Source organism: Streptomyces sp. NPDC101151 (genome assembly GCF_044768335.1).
In the GTDB taxonomy this organism is placed as follows: Bacteria; Actinomycetota; Actinomycetes; order Streptomycetales; family Streptomycetaceae; genus Streptomyces.
Genome location: NZ_JBIWPP010000003.1, coordinates 242,346 through 262,806 on the forward strand (window position 1 = coordinate 242,346; position 20,461 = coordinate 262,806).

Here is a 20,461-nt window from a genome sequence, read left to right on the forward strand (position 1 = left end):
CAACGGACAACCACATCGAAAGGAAAGGCGCCATGTCCTACCTGACCACGGCAGTCCTTCTCAAGCTGGACCTGAACCCCGGAAAGCCCCCGATCCTGTACACCGAGACCCCTGACGACGTGTCGGCCTGGGCGGATGAACACCATCGCGCACTGCGCACTCTCGTCGCCGAACACGGCTCTCTCCTCGTCCGCGGGCTGCGACTGCACGACGCGGCCCGGGCCTGCGCCGCCCTGCGCAGCCTGGCCCCGGCCCCGATGACCGACACGGAAGCGTTCGCCCCCCGCCGGACCCGCACCCCGGGCGTGTACTCCTCCTCGGCATGGCCGCCGAACCAGCCGATGTGCATGCATCACGAACTCAGCTACACCCTCCAGCCGCCCGGTCTCATGCTGTTCGCCTGTCCGACCGCGCCCAGCACCGGCGGAGCCACCGCCGTCGCCGATGCGGCCACCGTCCTGGAGGCACTGCCCACCGAACTCGTTCAGCGCTTCGAACAGGAGGGCTGGCTGCTCACCCGCACCTACAACGACGAGATCGGCGCCTCGTACGCCGAGGCCTTCGGCACCGACGACCGGAGCGCCGTCGAGGAGTACTGCCGCACCGCCGCCATCGAATTCGCCTGGCAACCCGATGGGAGTCTGCGCACCCGCCAGCGCCGCCCAGCCGTGACGGTCCACTCCGTCACCGGCCGCCGTTGCTGGTTCAACCAGATCGCCTTCCTCAACGAATGGACGATCGAGCCCGAGATCCGTGACTACCTCATCGAGGTCTACGGCGCCGAGTCACTGCCGTTCAACACCCGCTTCGGCGGCGGCGACCCCATCGGCCCGGACGTCATCCACCTCCTCAACGACACCTATTCCACCCACACCGCCCGCGAGCCGTGGCGGGCCGGCGACCTCATGCTCGTCGACAATGTCCGCACCGCACACAGCAGGGAGGCCTTCCAAGGACCGCGCGAGGTACTCGTCGCCATGGCCGAACCGCTGCGCCCGGCCCAGTGCCCGCCGACCGCCGAGGTGCGCCCTGGATGACCACCGTCCGTTCCGACGCAATCGAGTCCGCCGTGTCCCAGACGTACACCGTGCCGCCGTTCGCAGTGATCTCCGGCGCCCAGGTCCAGCAAGCCCTCCAGGACCGGGAGAAGCAGATCGTGGACCTCGTCGAGGCCACCTACCAGCTGCACGCCGCGGGAGAGTCGGTCAACCCGCCCTCCTACTTTCTGCGCTTCCCCGATCGGCCCTCCTCCCGGATCATCGCGCTGCCCGCCTCGATCGGCGGACAGGTGCGGGTGGACGGCCTGAAATGGATCTCCAGCTTCCCCGGCAACGTCCAGGCCGGTATCCCGAGGGCCTCCGCGGTCCTGATCCTCAACGACCACGACACCGGCTACCCGTTCGCCTGCCTGGAAAGCTCCATCATCAGCGCCACCAGAACCGCCGCATCCGCGGCTCTGGCCGCCGACCGTCTCACCCGCAACCGCCGCCGCCCCACTCGCATCGGGTTCTTCGGCACGGGCCTGATCGCGCGCTACATCCACACCTTCCTGACCGCGGTGGGCTGGTCCTTCGACGAGACCGGCGTCCACGACCTGTCCCGGGACAGCGCTGCCGGCTTCCGTGACCGCCTCCAACAGACCTCCGCCGCCGGACGGATCACCCTGCACGACTGCCCCGAGGACCTGATCCGCTCCAGCGACGTCGTCGTCTTCGCCACCATCGCCGGCGAGCCACACGTCAGCGACCCGGCCTGGTTCGACCACAACCCCCTGGTGCTGCACGTGTCCCTGCGCGACCTCGCGCCCGAGATCATCCTGGCCTCGACCAACATCGTCGACGACGTCGACCACTGCCTCAAGGCCGACACCTCCCCCCACCTGGCCGAACAGCTCACCGGCAACCGCGACTTCGTGCACGGAACACTGGTCGACGTCATGACCGGGCGGGTGACACCCCCCACCGACCGGCCCCTGGTGTTCTCGCCCTTCGGCCTCGGAGTGCTCGACCTCGCCGTCGGCAAATACGTCTACGACGAGACGGTCCGCTCCGGGCAGCTCCATGTCATCGACGACTTCTTCCACGACCTGCGCCGACACGGCTGATCGGCCCCGGTGCCGTCCGTGGCCCCGTTCTCGTCCCTGGCCCCGTTCTTGACTCCTGCAGCCGTCGGTTCGCACACGCGGCCGATACGGCCGGTGACGATGCGGATGGCATGACCGAAGGCACCTCAGACCCGGAACGCCGCCGCGGCGGATCGGCGGCGGACGGACAACGGGAAGAAAGCGGACACCGGTTGAGGGCTGGGCAGTGGGCGGCTCCCTGGCCCTCGACGTCTCTTCGTGACCACTTCTGACCAGCTGGGATCGATCTGTTGTCGTTCGCCTTCGAGTGTCCGGCAGGGTTATCGGTCTGTCGTGCGATGCCTCATACCAGAGCGGGACCCTGGCCGGGGGAGTTTGTCAACTGCCCACCGCACATGATGCGCAGGCGACTACTGTGAGTGTCCGGATGGCAGCCCGACGGACCAGTACGAGGACGCAGATGTCTCACCTCCGTGCACCGGCCGCCCGCGCCGACCGCCGTGAGGGCGGCCGGCACGGGCGACCGGTCGCCCGACCCGCTCCCGCACTGCCCGAGACGCACATACGGCCGCAGCTCATGCGGCTCGCCGTGCTCCCGCCCGTCGCGGTCGCGCTGAGCGCCGGGTCGGCCGTTCTGTTCAGCATCCGCTCCACCGGCGTGCGCCCCGGCCCCACCCTGTGGGCCGTACTGGCCGGAGCGGTCGCGGTCACCGTCGCGGGCGTCCTGATCGCCGCCGTCGCCGCGGACCGCGCCGCCCGACTGGTGAGCGACCGTGTCGGCGCCCTGCGTCGCAGCGCCGCCCGCGGCGAGGCCGACCTGTGCGCCCTCGTCGAGGCGTTACGCCAAGGCGAGACCCCGCCGCAGCGGGTGCCGCGCCGTCGGCCGCCCGAGGACGCCGACGACTTCGAGCTGCTCGCCGCGGACCTCGCCCGCGCGTACGACGGCGCCGTCACCGCCGTCGTGCAGGCCGCCCAGCTCTCCAGCCAGGCGGGCAGCGAGCAGAAGCTCGAGGTCTTCGTCAACCTCGCGCGGCGGCTCCAGTCCCTGGTGCACCGGGAGATCTCGATCCTGGACGACCTGGAGAACGAGATCGAGGACCCCGACCTGCTCAAGGGTCTGTTCCACGTCGACCATCTGGCCACCCGCATCCGGCGGCACGCCGAGAACCTCGCCGTGCTCGGCGGGGCCGTCTCCCGCCGGCAGTGGAGCAACCCGGTCTCCATGACCGAGGTGCTGCGCTCCGCCATCGCCGAGGTGGAGCAGTACTCCCGGGTCAAGCTGGTACCGCCGATCGACGGCGAACTGCGCGGTCACGCCGTTGCCGACGTCATCCACCTGCTGGCCGAACTCGTGGAGAACGCCACGGTGTTCTCCGCCCCGCACACCCAGGTACTGCTGCGCGCGAACCTCGTCACCTCCGGGCTCGCCGTGGAGGTCGAGGACCGCGGACTCGGCATGCCGGTCGGCGAGCAGAGCAGGATGAACGCCCTGCTCGTCGACCCTGACCAGGTCAATGTCGCGAGCCTGCTGGCCGACGGCCGCATCGGTCTCTACGTCGTCTCCCAGCTCGCCCGGCGACACGGCATCACCGTGCGCCTGCAGACCAACATCTACGGCGGCGTCCAGGCCGTACTCGTCGTTCCGCAGGCACTGTTGGGTACCGCACCGGGTGTACCGGGGGCCGTACCGCAGACTCAGGATCCGACGGGAACCGGCCAGTTGCCGGTGACGGCGACCCAACCGGCACCCGCGACCGATGGAGTACCGACCGACGCGGGGATTCCCGAGCACAGCGGCGGGCCTGCGGACGGAGCGCTCGCCGGAGCGCTGGGCACCACCGTCGAAGCCGGGGCCGCGCAGGGGCACCCAGGATCCGCCGAGAGCCGGCCGGGAGCCCCGGCCGGAACGCAGGGCGGGACCGGGCAGGCCTCCGCCACAGGCCGGCGGCGGCACGCGCAGCGCGGATCCGGACGGAGCGCCGCCGCCCGGAGCGGGGGCACGTACAACGGGGATGCACGGAGCTGGAGCACGCAGGACGCGGGCTCACCGCCCCCGCTCCCCATGCGCGGCGCCCACGAGCAGCGGGCCAATCCCGCCGAGGCCCTGCCCGGTATCAGTCCCGGGGACCGACCGGCGGTCGAGGCCCATGCGGGCACCCTGCCCACCCCGCGCGGCGGCGCGGTCCGCGGCACCATGGGCAAGCCCCAACTGCCCCGCCGCCGCGCCCAGGAGCACATCGTTCCCCAGCTGCGCGGCGGCCCCGCGCCCCGGCACGACTGCGATGTCGTCGCGGGCCACGACCCCAGCCTGATGGCCGCCTTCCAGCGCGGGATCGGACTCGCCGAGGCACAGCAGAACATGGAGTCGGCGTACGGGGATCCGTCTCATGTGGAGGCCGCACACGGGGGGACCGAGCACATGGCTTCCTCGCACATGGATGTTCCGCACATGGGCTCCGCCCACCTGGACCCCGTGACGCCGGCCCACGGTACACCGGCCACGCTGCCGCCCCCTGTGCGTGCCGCACATGTGGACGCAAACCTCCTGGGCACCAGCCACCTGAGCGCCGATCCCATGGACACGCTCCCCATGGACACGCACCCCAGCCAGGCGGCGAGCCCCCTGGCCCCCAACCGCATACCCCCGACGCACTCCCACGTGCCGTCATCCGAGGGCACCGGCCGACCCGACGGGAGCGCACCGGCCGGATGACCACCCTCTTCAGTCCCGTACCCACCCCCACCCCCAGCGCTCCCGATGACCTTCGTACCCCAAGGAGTCGATCCACCATGGCGAGCGATGCACCGACCGCCCAGGCGTCCGACCTCGACTGGCTGCTGAGCGGCCTCGTGCAACGCGTACCGCACACCTCCAGCGCGGTGCTCCTGTCCTGTGACGGGCTGGTCAAGTCCGTCCACGGCCTCGATGCCGACAGCGCCGACCACATGGCGGCCCTCGCGTCCGGCCTGTACTCCCTCGGCCGCAGCGCGGGCGTCCGGTTCGGCGACGGCGGGGACGTCCGTCAGGTCGTCGTGGAGCTCGACTCGACACTGCTGTTCGTCACCACCGCCGGCTCCGGCACCTGCCTCGCCGTGCTGGCCGGCCGCGAGGCCGACGCCGCCGTGCTCGGTTACGAGATGGCGATGCTGGTCAAGAGCGTCCGTCCGTACCTCATGACCGCACCCCGGCAGCACGCCGTCGAACCCACGGCGACGAGGCCTTGAACGTGGCCGCAGCCGGCGACGGGCCCTGGCTCGACGACGCGGCCGGGCGGCTGGTGCGCCCGTTCACGGTCAGCAACGGCCGCACCAAGCCCAGCATCGCCCTCGACCTGATGTCGCAGGTGATGTCCACCGGTGCCACCCCGCTCGGCTACCTCGGCCCCGAGCACGCCCAGGCCCTCGACCTGTGCCGCGCCCCCGTCTCGGTGGCCGAGGTGGCCGCTCATCTGAAACTGCCCGCCGTGGTCACCAAGGTGCTGCTCTCGGACCTCGTCGACTGCGGGGCGCTGACCACCAAGCCCCCCGCGTTCCACCACAACCCCACTGACCGGTCTCTGCTGGAGGCAGTGCTCGATGGACTACGACGACAGCTCTGACCCCTTCCCCACCGCGCTCAAGATCCTGGTGGCGGGCGGGTTCGGGGTCGGCAAGACGACCTTTGTGGGGGCGGTCAGCGAGATCGCCCCGCTCAGCACCGAGGAGCTGCTCACCACGGTCAGCGCCGACACGGACAACCTCGACGGCATCGAGAACAAGGTCGAGACGACCGTCGCCATGGACTTCGGCCGGATCACCCTCGATCGCGAGCACGTCCTGTACCTGTTCGGCACGCCCGGGCAGGAGCGGTTCTGGTTCATGTGGGACGAGCTGTCGGAAGGGGCGCTCGGCGCGGTCATCCTCGCCGACACGCGCCGTCTGGAGGAGTGCTTCGCGGCCGTGGACTTCTTCGAGGAGCGCGGCCTCGCCTTCATCATCGCCATCAACGAGTTCGACGGCGGCTACCGCTACGACCCGGAGGAGGTGCGCGCGGCCCTCGACCTCGACCCCGGGATCCCGGTCGTCTGCTGCGACGCCAGGATCTCCAGCTCCGGTGTGCAGACCCTGCTCACCCTCGTGCGCCACCTCATCGCCCACGCCCCTGCACCCGCGCCGAGCCACAACGCCCGCATGTGACCCAGCCGCACCTCCCATGGAGCCGCCCCATGAGACACGCCCACAACGCCGGAGGCCGGCCATGAGCTACGAGCCGCCCCGTCCGGTACGGGGTCTGCTGCTCACCCCCGAGGACAGGGCGGCCCCCGCCCGCATCTCCAGGCTGCGCCGACTCGGCCTGGGGGAACGGCCCGAGCCCGCTCTGGACGCCTTCGCCGACCATCTCGGCCAGCTCACCGGGGCGCCGTACGCCATGGTCAACTTCATCGGTGAGGACCACCAGTTCTTCGCGGGTCTGTGCACCCCGGTGGTCGCGCCGGTGGTCCGGGAGGACGGCAGCAGGCCCGAGGTCGGCCGCATCCTGCCGCGCGACCACGGCTTCTGCCCCCATGTGGTGGTCCGCCGCAAGGCCCTGGTCCTGGAGGACGTCCGCGACTATCCCCGCTTCGCCGGCAATCCGGTCGTGGACGAGTACGGCATCCGCTCCTACCTCGGCGCCCCGCTCGTCGACAGATACGGCATGGTGCTCGGCACCGTGTGCGCCTCCGACGTCGCACCCCGGGCCTGGGGGCGGTCGGGACTGGACACCATCAAGGCGCTGGCCGCCGAACTCGTCGTACGCATCGAACGGTCCGAGGCCGACGGACTGCCCATCTGAGTGGCTCAGGGAAGGGGCGCGGCAGGGGGGATCCGGGAGGCGTGAAGGAAAGCTGAGGCGGCGGTTAAGAAAAGCTCGATGGACCACGGCCCGCGCATACGGCAGATTGCAGGGTGATTCCACCCCTGTGACCCGGTGCGGGCTTCTTCGGCATGCCTGCGGTCGGGAACCTCACCGACAGGAGCCGTACCGATGAAGGCGCTGGTCAAGGAGAAGGCGGAGCCCGGGCTGTGGCTCGTGGACGTTCCGGAGCCCGTCATCGGTCCCGGTGACGTACTGATCAAGGTCATGCGGACCGGTATCTGCGGCACCGACCTGCACATCCGGGCCTGGGACGGCTGGGCGCAGCAGGCCATCCGCACGCCGCTCGTGGTCGGGCACGAGTTCGTCGGACAGGTCGTGGAGGTCGGCCGGGACGTCGACGACATCCGGGTCGGCGACCGGGTCAGCGGTGAGGGCCACCTGGTGTGCGGCAAGTGCCGCAACTGTCTGGCCGGCCGCCGCCACCTGTGCCGGGCCACCGTCGGCCTCGGCGTCGGCCGGGACGGCGCGTTCGCCGAGTACGTCGCACTGCCCGCGTCCAACGTCTGGGTGCACCGTGTCCCCGTCGACCTCGACGTCGCCGCGATCTTCGACCCGTTCGGCAACGCCGTGCACACCGCGCTGTCCTTCCCACTGGTCGGCGAGGACGTCCTGATCACCGGTGCCGGCCCGATCGGTCTGATGGCCGCCGCCGTGGCCCGCCACGCCGGCGCCCGCAACGTCGTCATCACCGACGTCAGCGAGGAGCGCCTGGAACTCGCCCGCAAGATCGGCGTGAGCCTCGCCCTGAACGTCTCCCGGACGACCATCGCCGACGGACAGCGCGAGCTGGCCCTGCGCGAGGGCTTCGACATCGGCCTGGAGATGTCCGGCCGCGCCGAGGCCATGCGGGACATGATCGCCAACATGACGCACGGCGGCCGGATCGCCATGCTGGGCCTGCCGTCCCAGGAGTTCCCAGTGGACTGGGCCAGGATCGTCACCTCGATGATCACCATCAAGGGCATCTACGGCCGCGAGATGTTCGAGACCTGGTACGCGATGTCGGTGCTGCTGGAGGGCGGCCTGGACCTCGCCCCGGTGATCACCGGCCGGTACGACTACCGCGACTTCGAGTCGGCCTTCGCCGACGCGGCGAGCGGCACCGGCGGCAAGATCATTCTGGACTGGACCGTTTGATTTTCGGCTCGGTTCGCCTCCGGGGCACTCGGTGCCGGTGTCGAGAGCCCGACCGTGCTCAGCCCTTCGGGCCTGCGCGCGTTCGACCACTCGACACCGGCGCGCCCCTTCGGCTCACTCGCCCCCGCACTTGATGGAGTCCCTCATGTTCAACTCTGTTCGTGACGACCTGCGCGTCGCCCTCGACGAGATCCGCGCCGCCGGCCTGCACAAGCCCGAGCGCGTCATCGACAGCCCGCAGTCCGCGACCGTCAACGTCAGCGCCGGCGGCCGCCCCGGCGAGGTCCTCAACTTCTGCGCCAACAACTACCTCGGCCTCGCCGACCACCCCGAGGTGATCGCCGCCGCCCACCAGGCCCTGGACCGCTGGGGCTACGGCATGGCCTCCGTGCGCTTCATCTGCGGCACCCAGGAGGTGCACAAGGAGCTGGAGGCACGGCTGTCCGCCTTCCTCGGCCAGGAGGACACGATCCTGTACTCCTCCTGCTTCGACGCGAACGGCGGTGTCTTCGAGACCCTCCTCGGCGAGGAGGACGCGGTGATCTCCGACGCCCTCAACCACGCCTCCATCATCGACGGCATCCGGCTGTCCAAGGCCCGCCGCTTCCGCTACGCCAACCGCGATCTGGCGGACCTGGAGCGGCAGCTGAAGGAGGCCACCGAGGGCGGCGCGCGCCGCAAGCTGATCGTCACGGACGGCGTCTTCTCCATGGACGGCTACGTGGCCCCGCTCGGCGAGATCTGCGACCTCGCCGACCGCTACGAGGCGATGGTCATGGTCGACGACTCGCACGCCGTCGGCTTCGTCGGTCCCACCGGCCGCGGCACCCCGGAGCTGCACGGCGTCATGGACCGCGTCGACATCATCACCGGCACCCTCGGCAAGGCCCTCGGCGGCGCCTCCGGCGGTTATGTCGCCGCCCGCGCCGAGATCGTCGCCCTGCTGCGCCAGCGCTCCCGCCCGTACCTGTTCTCCAACACCCTCGCCCCGGTGATCGCCGCCGCCTCGCTGAAGGTCCTCGACCTGCTCGAGTCGGCCGACGACCTGCGCATCCGGCTCGCCGAGAACACCGCGCTCTTCCGCAGCCGGATGACCGCCGAGGGTTTCGACGTCCTCCCCGGCGACCACGCCATCGCCCCCGTGATGATCGGCGACGCGGCGAAGGCGGCCCGCATGGCGGAGCTGCTGCTGGAGCGGGGTGTCTACGTGATCGGCTTCTCCTACCCGGTCGTCCCGCAGGGCCAGGCCCGCATCCGCGTCCAGCTGTCCGCGGCGCACTCCACCGAGGACGTCGACCGTGCCGTGGACGCCTTCGTGGCCGCCCGCGCCGAGCTGGAGGCCTGACCAGCGCCGACACCTTGAGATAATTGCTCCATGATCGAGGCACGGCGGCTCCACATCCTCCGTGCGGTGGCCGACCACCGCACGGTCACCGCGGCAGCCGCCGCGCTCTATCTCACCCCGTCCGCCGTCTCCCAGCAGCTGGCGGCACTGGAGCAGGAAACCGGCCACCGCCTGGTCGAACGCAGCGCCAAGGGCGTACGGCTCACCCCGGCCGGTGAGATCCTGCTCGGCCACACCAACGCGGTTCTCGCCCAGCTGGAGCGGGCCGAGGCCGAACTGGCGGCCTACGGCTCGGGAGAGGCGGGCACCGTCACCGTGGCCGCGTTCGCGACCGGCATCGCCCAGGTGGTCGCGCCCGCCGTGGCCCGCCTGTCCGCCTCCGCGCCCGGCATACGCATCCGCGTCCAGGACGCCGAGGGGGACGCCAGCCTGCCCATGGTCCTGGACCGGCAGGTGGACGTCGCGGTCGCCGTCGAGTACCGCGGCGCCCCGCCCGCCGACGACCCCCGGCTCACCCACATGCCCCTGTACGCCGAGCCCTTCGACGCGGTCGTCCCGGTCGGCCACCGTCTCGCCGACGCCCCCGAGGTCCGGATAGCCGAGCTGGCCAAGGACCCGTGGATCGGGCCGTACCCCGGCAACCCCTGTCACGACGTGGTCGTCCTCGCCTGCGAGAGCGCCGGGTTCCAGCCCCGCCTGGAGCACTCCTCCGACGACTTCCGCGCCGTCGTAGCCCTGGCCTCGGCCGACGCGGGCGTGGCCCTCGTACCGCGCTCGGCTCTGCGCGGCATGGACCTCACGGGCGTGGTCGTCCGTCCCGTCGACGGTGTGGCCCCGACCCGCCGGGTGTTCGCGGCCGTACGGCGAGGGGCCGAGGGGCATCCGCTGATCCGTCAGGTGCTGGAGGCGCTGGGGGAGGCGGCCCGGGCGTGAGCCTTCGGTAACCAGCCCGTCTCATATCCGGGATAACGTCCCGGATATGAGAACCGAGGATCCCGACCCCGTAGACGCCCGGATCGGCGCCCGGCTGGCCGAACTCCGGGCCGGGCACGGCTGGTCCCTGGGCGAGCTGGCGGAGCGCAGCGGAGTGAGCCGGTCGACCCTGTCCCGGGCCGAGCGCGCCGAGATCAGTGCCACCGCGGCCCTCCTCAACCGCCTCTGCCATGTCTACGGACGCACCATGTCCCAGCTGCTCAGCGAGGTCGAGGCGGAACCCGCCCCGCTGGTACGGGCGGCCGGGCAGCCGGTGTGGCAGGACGACGCCTCCGGCTTCGTACGCCGGTCCGTGTCCCCGCCGCACGCCGGCCTGCGCGGCGAGCTGGTCGAGGGCCGGCTCACCCCCGGCGCCGACATCGCCTACGACCGTCCGCCCGTGCCCGGCCTGGAACAGCACCTGTGGCTCCTCGACGGCACGCTGGAGGTGACCGTCGGCGACACCGTCCACCACCTCGACGCGGGCGACTGTCTGCGGATGCGCGTCTTCGGGCCGACGCGGTTCCGCTCGGCCGGGCCCGAAACGGCACGCTATGTGCTGGCGGTGGTGCGGCCATGAGGGTGCTGCGCTGGAATGACGCCCAAGTACGGGACGGCAGCGAGGAATTGGCGGTTCTGCTGGCCGACACCGTGGCCGGGGGCGCCTCGGTCGGCTTCCTCGCGCCGCTCGCACGCGCACAGGCCGCCGGCTGGTGGCGGGAGCGGGCCGACGCGGTGGCGGCCGGACGGCTGGCGCTGTGGGTGGCCGTGGACGACACGGAGCGGGTGGCGGGCACGGTCGGCCTGGCCCTGCCCGACAAGCCGAACAGCCGCCACCGCGCCGAACTCGTGAAGCTGATGGTGCACCGCTCGGCGCGCGGCCAGGGCCTGGGGCGCAGGCTCCTCACCACCGCCGAGCAGGCGGCCGCCGCCACCGGCATCACCCTCCTCCACCTGGACACCGAGACCGGCAGCCCCGCCGAGCACCTCTACCGCGCGGCCGGCTGGACCCTCGCCGGTACCATCCCCGACTACGCGGCGAGCCCGTCCGGCGACCTGCGCCCGACGACCCTCTACTACAAGCGCGTGGGCTCACCCGCCGGGTGACTGTCAGTGGCAGGAGCTACGGTGCGTGGCATGCCCGATGCTGAAGACGTACGCCGTATCGCCCTGTCGCTGCCGGACACCACGGAGAAGATCGCCTGGAGCATGCCCACCTTCCGGGTGGCCGGGAAGATGTTCGCCACGCTCCCGGAGGACGAGACGTCCATCGCCGTGCGCTGTCCCAAGGAGGAGCGCGACGAACTGGTCATGGCCGAGCCGGAGAAGTTCTGGATCGCCGACCACGAGGCCCAGTTCGCCTGGGTGAGAGCGAGACTCGGCGCGCTGGAGGACGAGGACGAGCTGCGGGACATCCTCGCCGACTCCTGGCGCCAGGCCGCCCCGCCCCGACTCCTGGACGCGTACCCCGAATTGGGCATGTCCGGCGGTCGCTGAAAATCCCTCGGCGGGCACCGGGGCGGCGTGGCATGACCCCGCGCGGCGGGGCGCGTCGGGGGCGCGGTGAGGGCGGGGGAACCGGGAGGGGAGTACGCGCGATGACCGGTGCGGATGCACGGCGTGACATCGTTGCCCAACCGCGGGGCACGGCCGGTGACGAGCCCCCGGCTGTCTGGTCACCCGACTTCGCCCTGTTCTTCGTGGCCCGGGCCGCAGCCCGCCTCGGCGACACGATGCTGCCGGTGGCGCTCGCCGCCGGCCTGCTGGAACACGGGTACGGCGCGGGCGCGGTAGGCCTCGCCATGGCCTCCACGGCAGCCGCCTTCGCGGGGCTCGTAGTCTTCGGCGGGGTGATCGCGGACCGGTTCAGCACCCGTAGGCTGATGATCGGCGCCGACCTGGTCCGGCTCGTCACCCAGTCCCTCGCCGCCGGCCTGTTCTTCGCCGGGCATGTGGTCCTGTGGCAGATCTGCGCCATCGGCGTCGTCAACGGCGTGGCCGGAGCCGTCTTCCAGCCGGGCGTGGCCAGTATCGTGCCTTGGCTCGCCTCCGACATCCAGGGCGCCAACGGAGCGATCCGCATCGCCGAGTCGTCCGCGCAGCCGGCGGGTCCGGCCGTGGCCGGACTCCTGGTCGGCTTCGCCTCGCCCGGCGGTGTGTTCGCCGCGCACGCCGGCACCTACGCCGCCAGTGCCCTGTGCCTGCTGCTCCTGAGGCTTCCTCCGCTCCCCGCCGGCGCCCGCACCACCGGCCACGTCCTGCTGGTCTCCGGCGCGACGAGCCTCCTGGTGGCCGCGGCCCTGCTCTCGGTCCCCGCGATACGGGGGCTGACACGAGCCGACACACCGGCTCCCGCCCACTGAGCCCGGCCGCCCTGCCGGCAAGGACACCGCTCGGGGTGTGGCCGCCGGGCATGGTCGGTGCGGCGGCCGTGGTGGTGCGGCGGCTGTTGAGCCGGGCCGCGCTCGGACCCCGGCTCGCACGGGCCCCGACCCGCAACCGGACCGGCGCCCCGCTCACACTCGCGACGACACCCGCCCCGCTCCCACGAATCGACCGATGCGCTCCCGCAGACCGCGCGCATCGAGCCCGTGCGCGGCCACATGCTCCTCGATCGTGCCGTAGCGCCGCAGCTCACGCCGTCCGACGCCGAGCCCCAGCACCCGGTGCGGGACATCGGCCAGCGCCTCGCTCACGGCCGTCGTCGACGTCCCCGCGAGGTACGGCTCCACGAGCACGACGTCCGTGCCCGCCCACTGTGCGGCCCGGCGCAGCCCGGCCGCGTCGAAGGGCCGGACGGTCGTCGCGTACAGCACGGTCACGTCCAGCCCCTCCGTGGCGGCGAGCACGGCGTCCAGCACCGGCCCGACCGCGACGACCACACCGGAGCGCCCCTCACGAACCGTCAGGAAGTGCTCCCCGTCGATCACCCGCCCCTGCCGGTTGGCCTGCACGGAAAGCCGGACGTACACCTTGTCGTCCCCCGCGGCCGCCGCGTGCCACAGCAGCGTCTCGGCCTCGTCGGGATGCCCGGGCACGTGTACGGTCCAGCCGTCCAGGGTGTCGAGCAGCGCCACGTCGCCGGGCGCCATGTGGGTGTAGCCGCCGGCCGGCCAGTCGAAGGAGGCGGCCGCGCTCACCAGCACCGCGCCGGCGTTCTGGTGCCCGAGGTCCAGCTTGACCTGTTCGAAGGGCCGCTCCACGAGGAAGGGGGCGAAGGTGTGCACGATCGGCCTCAGCCCGGTGAGCGCAAGACCGGCCGCGGCCCCGACCAGCAGCTGCTCGCGGATGCCCACGTTGATCACCCGGTCCGGGTGCCGGCGCAGGGCCTCGGCGAAGCCGTCCTTGCCGATCTCGGCGAGGACGACCGCGACCCGTGGATCCTCGTCCAGCAGCCGGGAGACGACGGGGGCGAAACGGTCACGCATGGTGTCCATGAGGATGGACCCTTTCCACTGGAATTCGGCAGGGACGAGGGGGTCAGGCGTTCTTGGGCTCGACGCGGGCGACGACCATGTGCGGGCGCCCCGGATGCGGGGCGGTGAACGCGGCGTACAGGGCCGCGTGGTCGCGACCGTCGACGGTCACCGCGGACCAGCCGGCGGCCTCGAACCGGGCGGCGATCCCGCCGGGCCGGGCGTGGCCGGCGGAGGAGTTGTCGATCACGACGGTGTGCAGCCGTTCGAGCCCGGCGGGCCCGGCGAAGGCGATCGCCTCGTGGTTGCTGCCCTCGTCCAGCTCGGCGTCCCCGACCAGCACCCAGACGGCCGGTTCGGACAGGCCCTGCGCCCGCAGCCCCAGCGCGGTGCCCACGGCGATCGGCAGCCCGTGCCCGAGCGACCCGCTGCCGATCTCCGCCCCCGGCACCAGCACCCGGTCGGGGTGGTGCCCGAGCGGGGAGTCGTACGAGCCGAAGCCCGGCAGCCGGCCGACCGGCACGAAACCCTTCGCGGCCAGCACCGCGTAGTACGCCATCGGCCCGTGTCCCTTGCTCAGCAGGAACCGGTCCCGGGCGGGGTCCTCCCTTCGTTCCGGCGTGACCCGGAGCACCCGGTCGTAGAGCACCCACAGCACGTCGAGCGTGGAGGTGGCCGCGGGGCCGTGCTTCTCGTCGCCCGTCATGAGCGCCATGAGCCGGGGCAGGTCCTCATAGCCGTGGATGTGGTTGTCGTTCGCGGTGATCGTCATGCCGACGAGCGTGCAACCTCAACCAAGCTTGAGGTCAACCGGAAACGGGTGCGCGACCACCGACCCGAGTGCGGTATTGTTTCCCTGCGCGTTTCGACCGGGGAAACCCCAGGTCAAACGGCACCGGGACGTGGCGCAGCTTGGTAGCGCACTTGACTGGGGGTCAAGGGGTCGCAGGTTCAAATCCTGTCGTCCCGACCAGCTTTGATGCCGGTCGGAGGCCGTCTTCTCAGGGATGAGCGGACGGCCTTTGTCGTGTCTGGGCCGCTCTCGGTTGCGGCTCCCTCTGTTCGGCCTCGCCGTTGGGGAGCATGGGGCGGTGGTCGCCGGTGGCGATCCTGGCGACCATTCCGGCGATCTGCGCGCAGGCTCGCGTGATCTCGCGCTGGGTCTGGTTCCGCTCGCTGACGACCGCCCCGAGCAGCAGCGCGGTCAGGGAGGCGGAGCCGTTGAACGCCTGCAGGGTGATCATGTTGGTGAGCAGGTCTTGACCGGCGAACGGGCCCGATTCCTGGGCGGCCGCGATGATCGCAAAGGTAGACACGGCCAGTGCGCAGGACACGGCCCCGGCCAGCTGGAAGCGGAAGGCCGCCCAGAACAACAGCGGGAAGCCGAGGAACAGGAGCGGCGCGGGACCGGTCTCGACGAGTCCGATGCCGACCGTGGCTGCGACCAGCAGCAGTCCTTCCACCCACCGGGACGGCGGCGCGTGCCTCGGCAGGCGTGCCGATCTGAGTACGAGCAGGAAAGGCGTGACCACCAGGACCCCCATCGCGTCGCCGGTCCACCACACCGACCACGTGGGCCAGAAGTCGGCGGTGCTCAGCACTCCGGCCAGGACCAGGGTCGCGCTGCCCGTCGTGGAGCTGATCAGCATCCCGGTGAACGCGCCGAGAAAGATCAGCGCGAGTGCGTCCCGCAGCCGGTCCAGCTCGTTGTGGAACCCCGCGCGGCGGAGCAGCAGGTAGGAGCAGACGGGCGCGAGGGTGTTGCCCGCCGCGATCACGAGCACGGCCGGGAGTGTCGGTCCCAGCGAGAGGTTGACCAGGAACGCGCCGAGTGCGATCGCGGGCCAGACCCGCGGGCCGCGGATGAGCAGACTCGCCACCGCGATCCCGCTCGGCGGCCACAGCGGGGTGACCTGGCCGCGCACCAGTTGCTGGAGCAGTCCCACCTTGGCCGAGCCGAAATACAGCGCGGCGATGACACAGATCTCCAGGACGGCCAAGCCGCCCCGTCTGAGCCGGTCCTGCCGCGCGACAGCCATCGGGCGACCTCCGTGTCGATATCGCCCCGAAGACCATCATCCGTCGAATCCCCCGGATCCTCCAGGCCACTGGTGGCCTGCGAGATCGGCACCGCACAGCCGGACGGGCGGGAGTCAGGCCGGCGGGGTGCGCAGGGCGAGGATGGCCATGTCGTCGTGACCGTCGCTCGGGTGGTGATCGGCCAGCGCCTGGACGAGCTCCGGCAGGGGCAGGCCGGCATGTACGGCGGCGAGCTTGGCGAGCGTGTTCAGACTCTCGTCGATCGCGTGGGCCGGATGTTCGACCAGCCCGTCGGTGAAGAAGAGAACGGTGGAGGCAGGAGGCACGAAGCGGGAGTGGTCGGGGCGGGACACCTTGGTGTCGACGCCGAGCGGCACGCCTGGCTCGGCGAACAGGTATTCCACCTGGTGGTCAGGGGTGATCAGCAGGGGCGGGACATGGCCCGCGGTGCTCCAGCGGAGCCGCCAGCCCGGTCCCTCCGGCTCGATGCGGGCCAGGGTGGTGGTCGTGACGGGATTGTCCGTGATGGCCTGCAGGATCCGGTCGAGCTGGGCGAGGATCGTGCCGGGCGGATTGCTCTGGTCGAACAGCAGGGCGCGCAGCATGTTGCGGGTGGAGGCCATGGCGGCCGCGGCCTGCAGATCGTGGCCGACCACGTCGCCGATGACGACGGCCACCACGTTGTCGGGCAGCGGGATGGCGTCGTACCAGTCGCCGCCAAGTTGACTGGGCTCGGCGGCGGGCCGGTAGATGGTGGCGGCGGTGAACGGATGCAGATCGGGCAGGGTGGGCAACAGCAGCCGCTGGAACTGTTCGGCTCCGACACGAATCCGTTCGAAGAGGCGGACGTTCTCGATCGCGATGCCGGCGGCGCTGGCCAGGGCGACGACGACGTTCTCGTCGTGCACGTCGAAGGGCTGTCCGTCGTACCGCTCGGAGAGGTAGAGGTCGCCGTAGATCTCGCCGCGCACGGTGATGGCGACGCCCAGCAGGGAGCGCATGCACGGGTGTCCCGGCGGGAACCCGGTGGAGGACGGATGGGTCGCGATGTCGTCGACCCGCAGGGGTGTGGCGTAGCGGATCAGGTGGCCGAGGACGCCCCGGCCACGAGGCAGGCCGACGTCGGCCAGATCATTGCGCTCCTGCTCGGACAGACCGGCCGAGATGAACTGCGTCAGGCGCTCTCCGGACTCGTTGAGCACGCCCAGTGCGCCGTATCGGGCGCCGACCAGGTCCATGGCGGTGGTCACGATGCGGTGCAGCACCGCGGGCAGTTCCACCTCGCGGGTGATGGCCACGACCGCGTCCAACAGGCCCTGCAGCCGGTCCATGGAGGACAGCAGGGAGCGCAGCTGGTCGTCGATCCGGCCCAGCTCACACCGCAGACGCTGGTGCAGGTCGGGGAGCGCCGGCTGCCGCGGCTGTCTCCCCGGCCTCTCTCCCGCCATCATCCCGGCCTCCTGACACGATCCCGAGCACGTCGAGACCACGGCGTGGCACGGTGGATCTGGGCAAAAGGCTATTACGTCACAAGCGGGCGCCCCACCCGGAGTGTCGGTGGGCCGGGGCCGCCCCGGTGCGGGGCCGCCCCCGTCGTCGTCAGCGCGTGGCCGCCATCCGCGCGTAGCGCGCCTGCATGATCTTCGGGTACCGGGCGGTGAACACGGCCGGAGCCATGAAGCCGAGGACCTGGATCGTGACCTTGACCCCTGTGCCCGCGCCGGCCAGACCGCACGCCGTCAGGGCGATCGCGGTCAGCGTGAAGGCCGCGGCCCAGGCAGCCGTGATGACCACGTTGATGCGCAGGAACTGCGGCGTGTGCCAGAACTTCTCCGGTGTCGTACGGCGGGCGATGCCCAGGGTGAAGGGCCGGCGGAGGGCGAGGGTGGCCCACGCTGTCAGGGCCAGCCAGGCGAAGGACAGGGCCCCGCCGTAGTCGGAGACGGAGGAGTCCGGGGCGGCGAAGGCCACCGCGGTCAGGGCCGCGAAGAAGACGGCGGTGCTGCACTCCAGGATCAGCGCGTCCGCGGCCATGCCCGCCTTGAGGTTCACGGCTATCAGTGCCAGGCCCGTGACCAGGCCGGCCAGGGCGCTCCACTGCCAGCCGAGCGGGGAGAGGCAGGCGTAGACGATCCAGGGGGCGAAGCCGCGCAGGTAGTGCATTGCAGACCCCTCCGAGGGGTAAGGACCGGATCCGGTGCGCCGATCCGGCGATATTCCACTACTGACATGTCGAAGTTATGAGGTCAGCTGTGACATGTCAATGGTGGAGTTACGGTGGTGGGCATGAGCCTTCGCCACGCACTCCTCGGCCTGCTGGTCGACCGGCCCGCCAGCGGCTACGACCTCATGAAGCTCTTCGACACCTCGCTGGCCCACGTCTGGCCCGCCACGCAGAGCCAGGTGTACGGGGAACTGAACCGGCTCGCGGAGGCCGGGCTGGTCGACGTCTCCGCCGAGGGGCCGCGCCGGCGCAAGGAGTACACGATCACCGGGCAGGGGCGGCAGGAACTGGGCAGCTGGCTGGCGGCTCCCACGCAGCGGCAGCCGCGCCGCAGCGAGCTGCTGCTGAAGGTGTTCTTCCTGCACCTGGCCACGCCGGAGCAGACCCGGGCCATGCTCGCCGAGCGGGAGAAGCGGGCCGCCGCCGACCACGAGCGGCTCGCGGCGCTGCGGGCCGCGCTGGAGAGCGAGGAGGGACCGCTGACCGTCAACGGGCGCATCGCCCTGGAGTACGGGCTGCGCTGGGCCGAGATGGAGCGGGACTGGGCGGGCTGGGCCGCCGCGCAGATCGAGGGATGAGCACACGCCGCCCTTGCCGCCGTACGGGTGGCGGCAAGGGCGCGGGGCTCAGGACACGACGCCGACGTGGGCGAGGGCCTGCTTCAGCAGCGCCCCGTGCCCGCCCGGCATCTCGCTCTGGACGGCCATGGAGGCGGCCTCGTGCGGCCTGAACCAGACCAGGTCCAGCGCGTCCTGCCGGGGCCGGCAGTCGCCGGTCACCGGGACGACATAGGCGAGTGACACCGCGTGCTGGCGCGGGTCGTGGTACGGCGTGATGCCGGCCGTCGGGAAGTACTCCGCGACGGTGAACGGCTGCAGGGAGGCCGGCACCCGGGGCAGGGCGACCGGGCCGAGGTCCTTCTCCAGGTGGCGCAGCAGTGCGTCACGGACCCGCTCGTGGTGCAGAACCCGGCCGGAGACCAGAGTCCGGTTGACCGTTCCGTCCGGGCCGATGCGCAGCAGCAGTCCGATGCTCGTGACTTCGCCGCTGTCGTCCACGCGCACGGGCACGGCCTCGACGTACAGGATCGGCATGCGGGCCCTGGCCATTTCCAGCTCGTCCGAGCTCAGCCAGCCGGGCGTGGTTTCGGTCATGTCAGACATTGCTTGATCATACTTTCCGGGTGGGGCGCCCGCTCAGTTGCGGGCCGGATCGTTCGGGGGCAGTCCGTACAGTCGGCGGGCGTTGTCGCGGCCCGTCCAGGCCGCGATGCGCAGGGCGTCGGGCAGGCTCAACTCATCGGCGTCCACCCGGGCTTGCAGCATTTCGGCCAGTCCCTGCCGGAAGGACAGCGCGCCCAGGTGGTGGAACTCGGCCACACCATAGGCGTCGGAGCTGTACAGCAGTTTGCGGAACGGGGTGATCTCCAGTGCCTCCTCGAGCACCGCCCGGCAGCGGGCCGGGCCGGTGTAGTGCAGGGCCAGCCCGACATCCAGGTACACGCGTTCGAACACGGTGGCCAGGTAGGCGGCCTGGCGCTGGTACGGCCAGCAGTGCAGCAGCAGGACCGGGATCGTGCCGGCCGTCAGCTGCAGCCAGTCCGTGAGCAGGGCGGGGTCGGCATGGTGCAGCCGTAGGTCGGCGTCCCCGAAGCCGGTGTGCAGTTGGAGCGGCAGGCCCAGGTCGACAGCCGTCCACAGCAGGTGCCGTACGAGGACCGGTTCGGTCAGGCGTCCGCCGCGCGCGAGCCAGTGCCGGGCGGCCTGAGCCACTTCCGTGTCCGTGGGGCGCTGCGGGGCGAGGGCGAAGCCCGTGCGGTAGGCCGCCACCGACTTCACCGCCACGGCGCCCGCCCGTCGTACGGCCTCCTCGGCGGCCGCCGGGAACACGGCTGCGTACTCGCCCGCCTCGACGCCCCGCGCGGCCACGGCCTCGGCGACCTGCTCCAGCCGTACGACCTCGTGGGCGGCTCCGCCTGCGGCTGAGGCCAGTTCGGCGGGGGAGGTGACGGGGTGCGGGGCGTAGCCGGTGTCGACGCAGAAGGCCTCGGCTCCCGCGGCAGTCAGGAAGCGGCGGTTGACCTCGCGCCAGCCCAGCTCGGCGCGCCGGGCGAGGTAGTCGGCGGCGGGTGCGTGCCGGGGCAGGTCCAGCAGGGGTGCGCAGTGGCGGCGTACGGCCACGCCCACCGGGCTGTCGAAGGCCGACATGCCCGGCCAGGCCTCGCCCTCGGTGATCAGCGACTCGAACTGCTCGGGCGCGAGATCGGCTGTCACCGCGCCGTGGCAGTGGTGGTCGACCAGGGGGAGCGCGGCGAGGGCCTCGTGGACCGGGCCGGGGGCGGGCATCG

The 20,461-nt window shown here is 71.6% G+C and carries 21 protein-coding genes, 1 tRNA gene and 1 pseudogene; 16 read left to right on the forward strand and 7 right to left on the reverse strand.

What is annotated here, in order from left to right; translation table 11 throughout:
* Positions 1–32 precede the first annotated feature (32 nt).
* From ACIRU3_RS06895 to ACIRU3_RS06960, 14 genes and pseudogenes are all read left to right on the forward strand, one after another.
* On the forward strand, positions 33–1,037 hold the full coding sequence (locus tag ACIRU3_RS06895; protein WP_404052412.1) for a TauD/TfdA family dioxygenase: 1,005 nt from the start codon (positions 33–35) through the stop codon (positions 1,035–1,037).
* Entirely contained in the window at positions 1,034–2,104 is a 1,071-nt protein-coding gene (sbnB, locus tag ACIRU3_RS06900) for a 2,3-diaminopropionate biosynthesis protein SbnB (RefSeq protein WP_404052415.1), read from the forward strand. Before ACIRU3_RS06895 ends, sbnB begins: the two co-directional genes overlap by 4 nt.
* Before the next feature lie 439 nt (positions 2,105–2,543).
* The gene (locus tag ACIRU3_RS06905; RefSeq protein WP_404052418.1) at positions 2,544–4,796 is read left to right on the forward strand and encodes an ATP-binding protein; all 2,253 of its coding nucleotides are present in this window, start codon (positions 2,544–2,546) and stop codon (positions 4,794–4,796) included.
* A gap of 77 nt (positions 4,797–4,873) precedes the next feature.
* Positions 4,874–5,308, forward strand: coding sequence for a roadblock/LC7 domain-containing protein (locus ACIRU3_RS06910; RefSeq protein WP_404052421.1), 435 nt, complete (start codon positions 4,874–4,876; stop codon positions 5,306–5,308).
* 2 nt (positions 5,309–5,310) lie between these two features.
* Positions 5,311–5,682, forward strand: a complete 372-nt coding sequence (locus tag ACIRU3_RS06915) for a DUF742 domain-containing protein (protein WP_404052424.1) — start codon at positions 5,311–5,313, stop codon at positions 5,680–5,682.
* The gene (locus ACIRU3_RS06920; protein ID WP_404052426.1) at positions 5,660–6,259 is read left to right on the forward strand and encodes a GTP-binding protein; all 600 of its coding nucleotides are present in this window, start codon (positions 5,660–5,662) and stop codon (positions 6,257–6,259) included. The genes ACIRU3_RS06915 and ACIRU3_RS06920 overlap by 23 nt, the downstream gene beginning before the upstream one ends.
* A 61-nt stretch (positions 6,260–6,320) precedes the next feature.
* Positions 6,321–6,896, forward strand: coding sequence for a GAF domain-containing protein (locus ACIRU3_RS06925; RefSeq protein WP_404052429.1), 576 nt, complete (start codon positions 6,321–6,323; stop codon positions 6,894–6,896).
* A 192-nt stretch (positions 6,897–7,088) separates the two neighbouring features.
* On the forward strand, positions 7,089–8,117 hold the full coding sequence (gene tdh / locus ACIRU3_RS06930) for an L-threonine 3-dehydrogenase (RefSeq protein ID WP_404052431.1): 1,029 nt from the start codon (positions 7,089–7,091) through the stop codon (positions 8,115–8,117).
* Between the two features lie 145 nt (positions 8,118–8,262).
* Positions 8,263–9,462 carry a glycine C-acetyltransferase gene (locus ACIRU3_RS06935; RefSeq protein WP_404052433.1) on the forward strand — a complete coding sequence of 400 codons (1,200 nt, stop codon included), beginning with the start codon at positions 8,263–8,265 and terminating at the stop codon, positions 9,460–9,462.
* A gap of 30 nt (positions 9,463–9,492) precedes the next feature.
* The gene (locus tag ACIRU3_RS06940; protein WP_404052435.1) at positions 9,493–10,395 is read left to right on the forward strand and encodes a LysR family transcriptional regulator; all 903 of its coding nucleotides are present in this window, start codon (positions 9,493–9,495) and stop codon (positions 10,393–10,395) included.
* A 46-nt stretch (positions 10,396–10,441) separates the two neighbouring features.
* Positions 10,442–11,014, forward strand: coding sequence for a helix-turn-helix domain-containing protein (locus ACIRU3_RS06945; protein ID WP_404052438.1), 573 nt, complete (start codon positions 10,442–10,444; stop codon positions 11,012–11,014).
* Positions 11,011–11,541 carry a GNAT family N-acetyltransferase gene (locus ACIRU3_RS06950; protein ID WP_404052441.1) on the forward strand — a complete coding sequence of 177 codons (531 nt, stop codon included), beginning with the start codon at positions 11,011–11,013 and terminating at the stop codon, positions 11,539–11,541. Before ACIRU3_RS06945 ends, ACIRU3_RS06950 begins: the two co-directional genes overlap by 4 nt.
* Positions 11,542–11,571: 30 nt before the next feature.
* Positions 11,572–11,931 carry an MmcQ/YjbR family DNA-binding protein gene (locus ACIRU3_RS06955; protein ID WP_404052444.1) on the forward strand — a complete coding sequence of 120 codons (360 nt, stop codon included), beginning with the start codon at positions 11,572–11,574 and terminating at the stop codon, positions 11,929–11,931.
* Positions 11,932–12,032: 101 nt separating this feature from the next.
* Positions 12,033–12,677, forward strand: a pseudogene (locus tag ACIRU3_RS06960) (MFS transporter); the annotation flags it as partial.
* Positions 12,678–12,950: 273 nt separating this feature from the next.
* Here ACIRU3_RS06960 and ACIRU3_RS06965 read toward each other — a convergent pair.
* Both ACIRU3_RS06965 and ACIRU3_RS06970 read right to left on the reverse strand, forming a co-directional pair.
* Positions 12,951–13,871, reverse strand: coding sequence for a transketolase family protein (locus ACIRU3_RS06965; RefSeq protein ID WP_404052447.1), 921 nt, complete (start codon positions 13,869–13,871; stop codon positions 12,951–12,953).
* A 43-nt stretch (positions 13,872–13,914) separates the two neighbouring features.
* Positions 13,915–14,622: a transketolase gene (locus ACIRU3_RS06970; RefSeq protein WP_404052450.1), complete on the reverse strand. Its 708-nt coding sequence runs from the start codon at positions 14,620–14,622 to the stop codon at positions 13,915–13,917.
* A gap of 124 nt (positions 14,623–14,746) precedes the next feature.
* On the opposite strand from ACIRU3_RS06970, the gene ACIRU3_RS06975 reads away from it, so the two are divergent.
* A tRNA-Pro gene (locus ACIRU3_RS06975) sits at positions 14,747–14,823 on the forward strand.
* A 28-nt stretch (positions 14,824–14,851) separates the two neighbouring features.
* Here the strand turns inward: ACIRU3_RS06975 and ACIRU3_RS06980 are convergent.
* The 3 genes from ACIRU3_RS06980 to ACIRU3_RS06990 form a co-directional block, all read right to left on the reverse strand.
* Positions 14,852–15,889: an MASE1 domain-containing protein gene (locus tag ACIRU3_RS06980; protein WP_404052452.1), complete on the reverse strand. Its 1,038-nt coding sequence runs from the start codon at positions 15,887–15,889 to the stop codon at positions 14,852–14,854.
* A 114-nt stretch (positions 15,890–16,003) separates the two neighbouring features.
* A complete protein-coding gene (locus ACIRU3_RS06985) occupies positions 16,004–17,338 on the reverse strand; it encodes a PP2C family protein-serine/threonine phosphatase (protein WP_404053189.1) in 1,335 nt (444 codons plus the stop codon).
* 151 nt (positions 17,339–17,489) lie between these two features.
* Positions 17,490–18,053 (reverse strand): hypothetical protein, encoded by a 564-nt coding sequence (locus ACIRU3_RS06990; RefSeq protein ID WP_404052455.1) that lies wholly within the window; start codon positions 18,051–18,053, stop codon positions 17,490–17,492.
* Between the two features lie 123 nt (positions 18,054–18,176).
* Between ACIRU3_RS06990 and ACIRU3_RS06995 the strand changes: the two genes are divergently transcribed.
* Positions 18,177–18,692: a PadR family transcriptional regulator gene (locus tag ACIRU3_RS06995; RefSeq protein WP_404052457.1), complete on the forward strand. Its 516-nt coding sequence runs from the start codon at positions 18,177–18,179 to the stop codon at positions 18,690–18,692.
* A 48-nt stretch (positions 18,693–18,740) separates the two neighbouring features.
* Here the strand turns inward: ACIRU3_RS06995 and ACIRU3_RS07000 are convergent, their stop codons facing one another.
* Entirely contained in the window at positions 18,741–19,268 is a 528-nt protein-coding gene (locus tag ACIRU3_RS07000) for an NUDIX hydrolase family protein (protein WP_404053192.1), read from the reverse strand.
* Positions 19,269–19,310: 42 nt separating this feature from the next.
* Positions 19,311–20,459: an amidohydrolase family protein gene (locus ACIRU3_RS07005; protein ID WP_404052461.1), complete on the reverse strand. Its 1,149-nt coding sequence runs from the start codon at positions 20,457–20,459 to the stop codon at positions 19,311–19,313.
* Between the last annotated feature and the right edge of the window lie 2 nt (positions 20,460–20,461).

Bases quoted from the DNA above. Each gene is read 5' to 3' on its own strand.
- ACIRU3_RS06895 (WP_404052412.1), top strand. From the start codon at position 33: ATGTCCTACCTGACCACGGCAGTCCTTCTCAAGCTGGACCTGAACCCC.
- sbnB (WP_404052415.1), top strand. From the start codon at position 1,034: ATGACCACCGTCCGTTCCGACGCAATCGAGTCCGCCGTGTCCCAGACG.
- ACIRU3_RS06905 (WP_404052418.1), top strand. From the start codon at position 2,544: ATGTCTCACCTCCGTGCACCGGCCGCCCGCGCCGACCGCCGTGAGGGC.
- ACIRU3_RS06910 (WP_404052421.1), top strand. From the start codon at position 4,874: ATGGCGAGCGATGCACCGACCGCCCAGGCGTCCGACCTCGACTGGCTG.
- ACIRU3_RS06920 (WP_404052426.1), top strand. From the start codon at position 5,660: ATGGACTACGACGACAGCTCTGACCCCTTCCCCACCGCGCTCAAGATC.
- ACIRU3_RS06925 (WP_404052429.1), top strand. From the start codon at position 6,321: ATGAGCTACGAGCCGCCCCGTCCGGTACGGGGTCTGCTGCTCACCCCC.
- tdh (WP_404052431.1), top strand. From the start codon at position 7,089: ATGAAGGCGCTGGTCAAGGAGAAGGCGGAGCCCGGGCTGTGGCTCGTG.
- ACIRU3_RS06935 (WP_404052433.1), top strand. From the start codon at position 8,263: ATGTTCAACTCTGTTCGTGACGACCTGCGCGTCGCCCTCGACGAGATC.
- ACIRU3_RS06940 (WP_404052435.1), top strand. From the start codon at position 9,493: ATGATCGAGGCACGGCGGCTCCACATCCTCCGTGCGGTGGCCGACCAC.
- ACIRU3_RS06945 (WP_404052438.1), top strand. From the start codon at position 10,442: ATGAGAACCGAGGATCCCGACCCCGTAGACGCCCGGATCGGCGCCCGG.
- ACIRU3_RS06950 (WP_404052441.1), top strand. From the start codon at position 11,011: ATGAGGGTGCTGCGCTGGAATGACGCCCAAGTACGGGACGGCAGCGAG.
- ACIRU3_RS06955 (WP_404052444.1), top strand. From the start codon at position 11,572: ATGCCCGATGCTGAAGACGTACGCCGTATCGCCCTGTCGCTGCCGGAC.
- ACIRU3_RS06965 (WP_404052447.1), bottom strand. From the start codon at position 13,871: ATGGACACCATGCGTGACCGTTTCGCCCCCGTCGTCTCCCGGCTGCTG.
- ACIRU3_RS06970 (WP_404052450.1), bottom strand. From the start codon at position 14,622: ATGACGATCACCGCGAACGACAACCACATCCACGGCTATGAGGACCTG.
- ACIRU3_RS06980 (WP_404052452.1), bottom strand. From the start codon at position 15,889: ATGGCTGTCGCGCGGCAGGACCGGCTCAGACGGGGCGGCTTGGCCGTC.
- ACIRU3_RS06985 (WP_404053189.1), bottom strand. From the start codon at position 17,338: ATGGCGGGAGAGAGGCCGGGGAGACAGCCGCGGCAGCCGGCGCTCCCC.
- ACIRU3_RS06990 (WP_404052455.1), bottom strand. From the start codon at position 18,053: ATGCACTACCTGCGCGGCTTCGCCCCCTGGATCGTCTACGCCTGCCTC.
- ACIRU3_RS06995 (WP_404052457.1), top strand. From the start codon at position 18,177: ATGAGCCTTCGCCACGCACTCCTCGGCCTGCTGGTCGACCGGCCCGCC.
- ACIRU3_RS07000 (WP_404053192.1), bottom strand. From the start codon at position 19,268: ATGACCGAAACCACGCCCGGCTGGCTGAGCTCGGACGAGCTGGAAATG.
- ACIRU3_RS07005 (WP_404052461.1), bottom strand. From the start codon at position 20,459: ATGCCCGCCCCCGGCCCGGTCCACGAGGCCCTCGCCGCGCTCCCCCTG.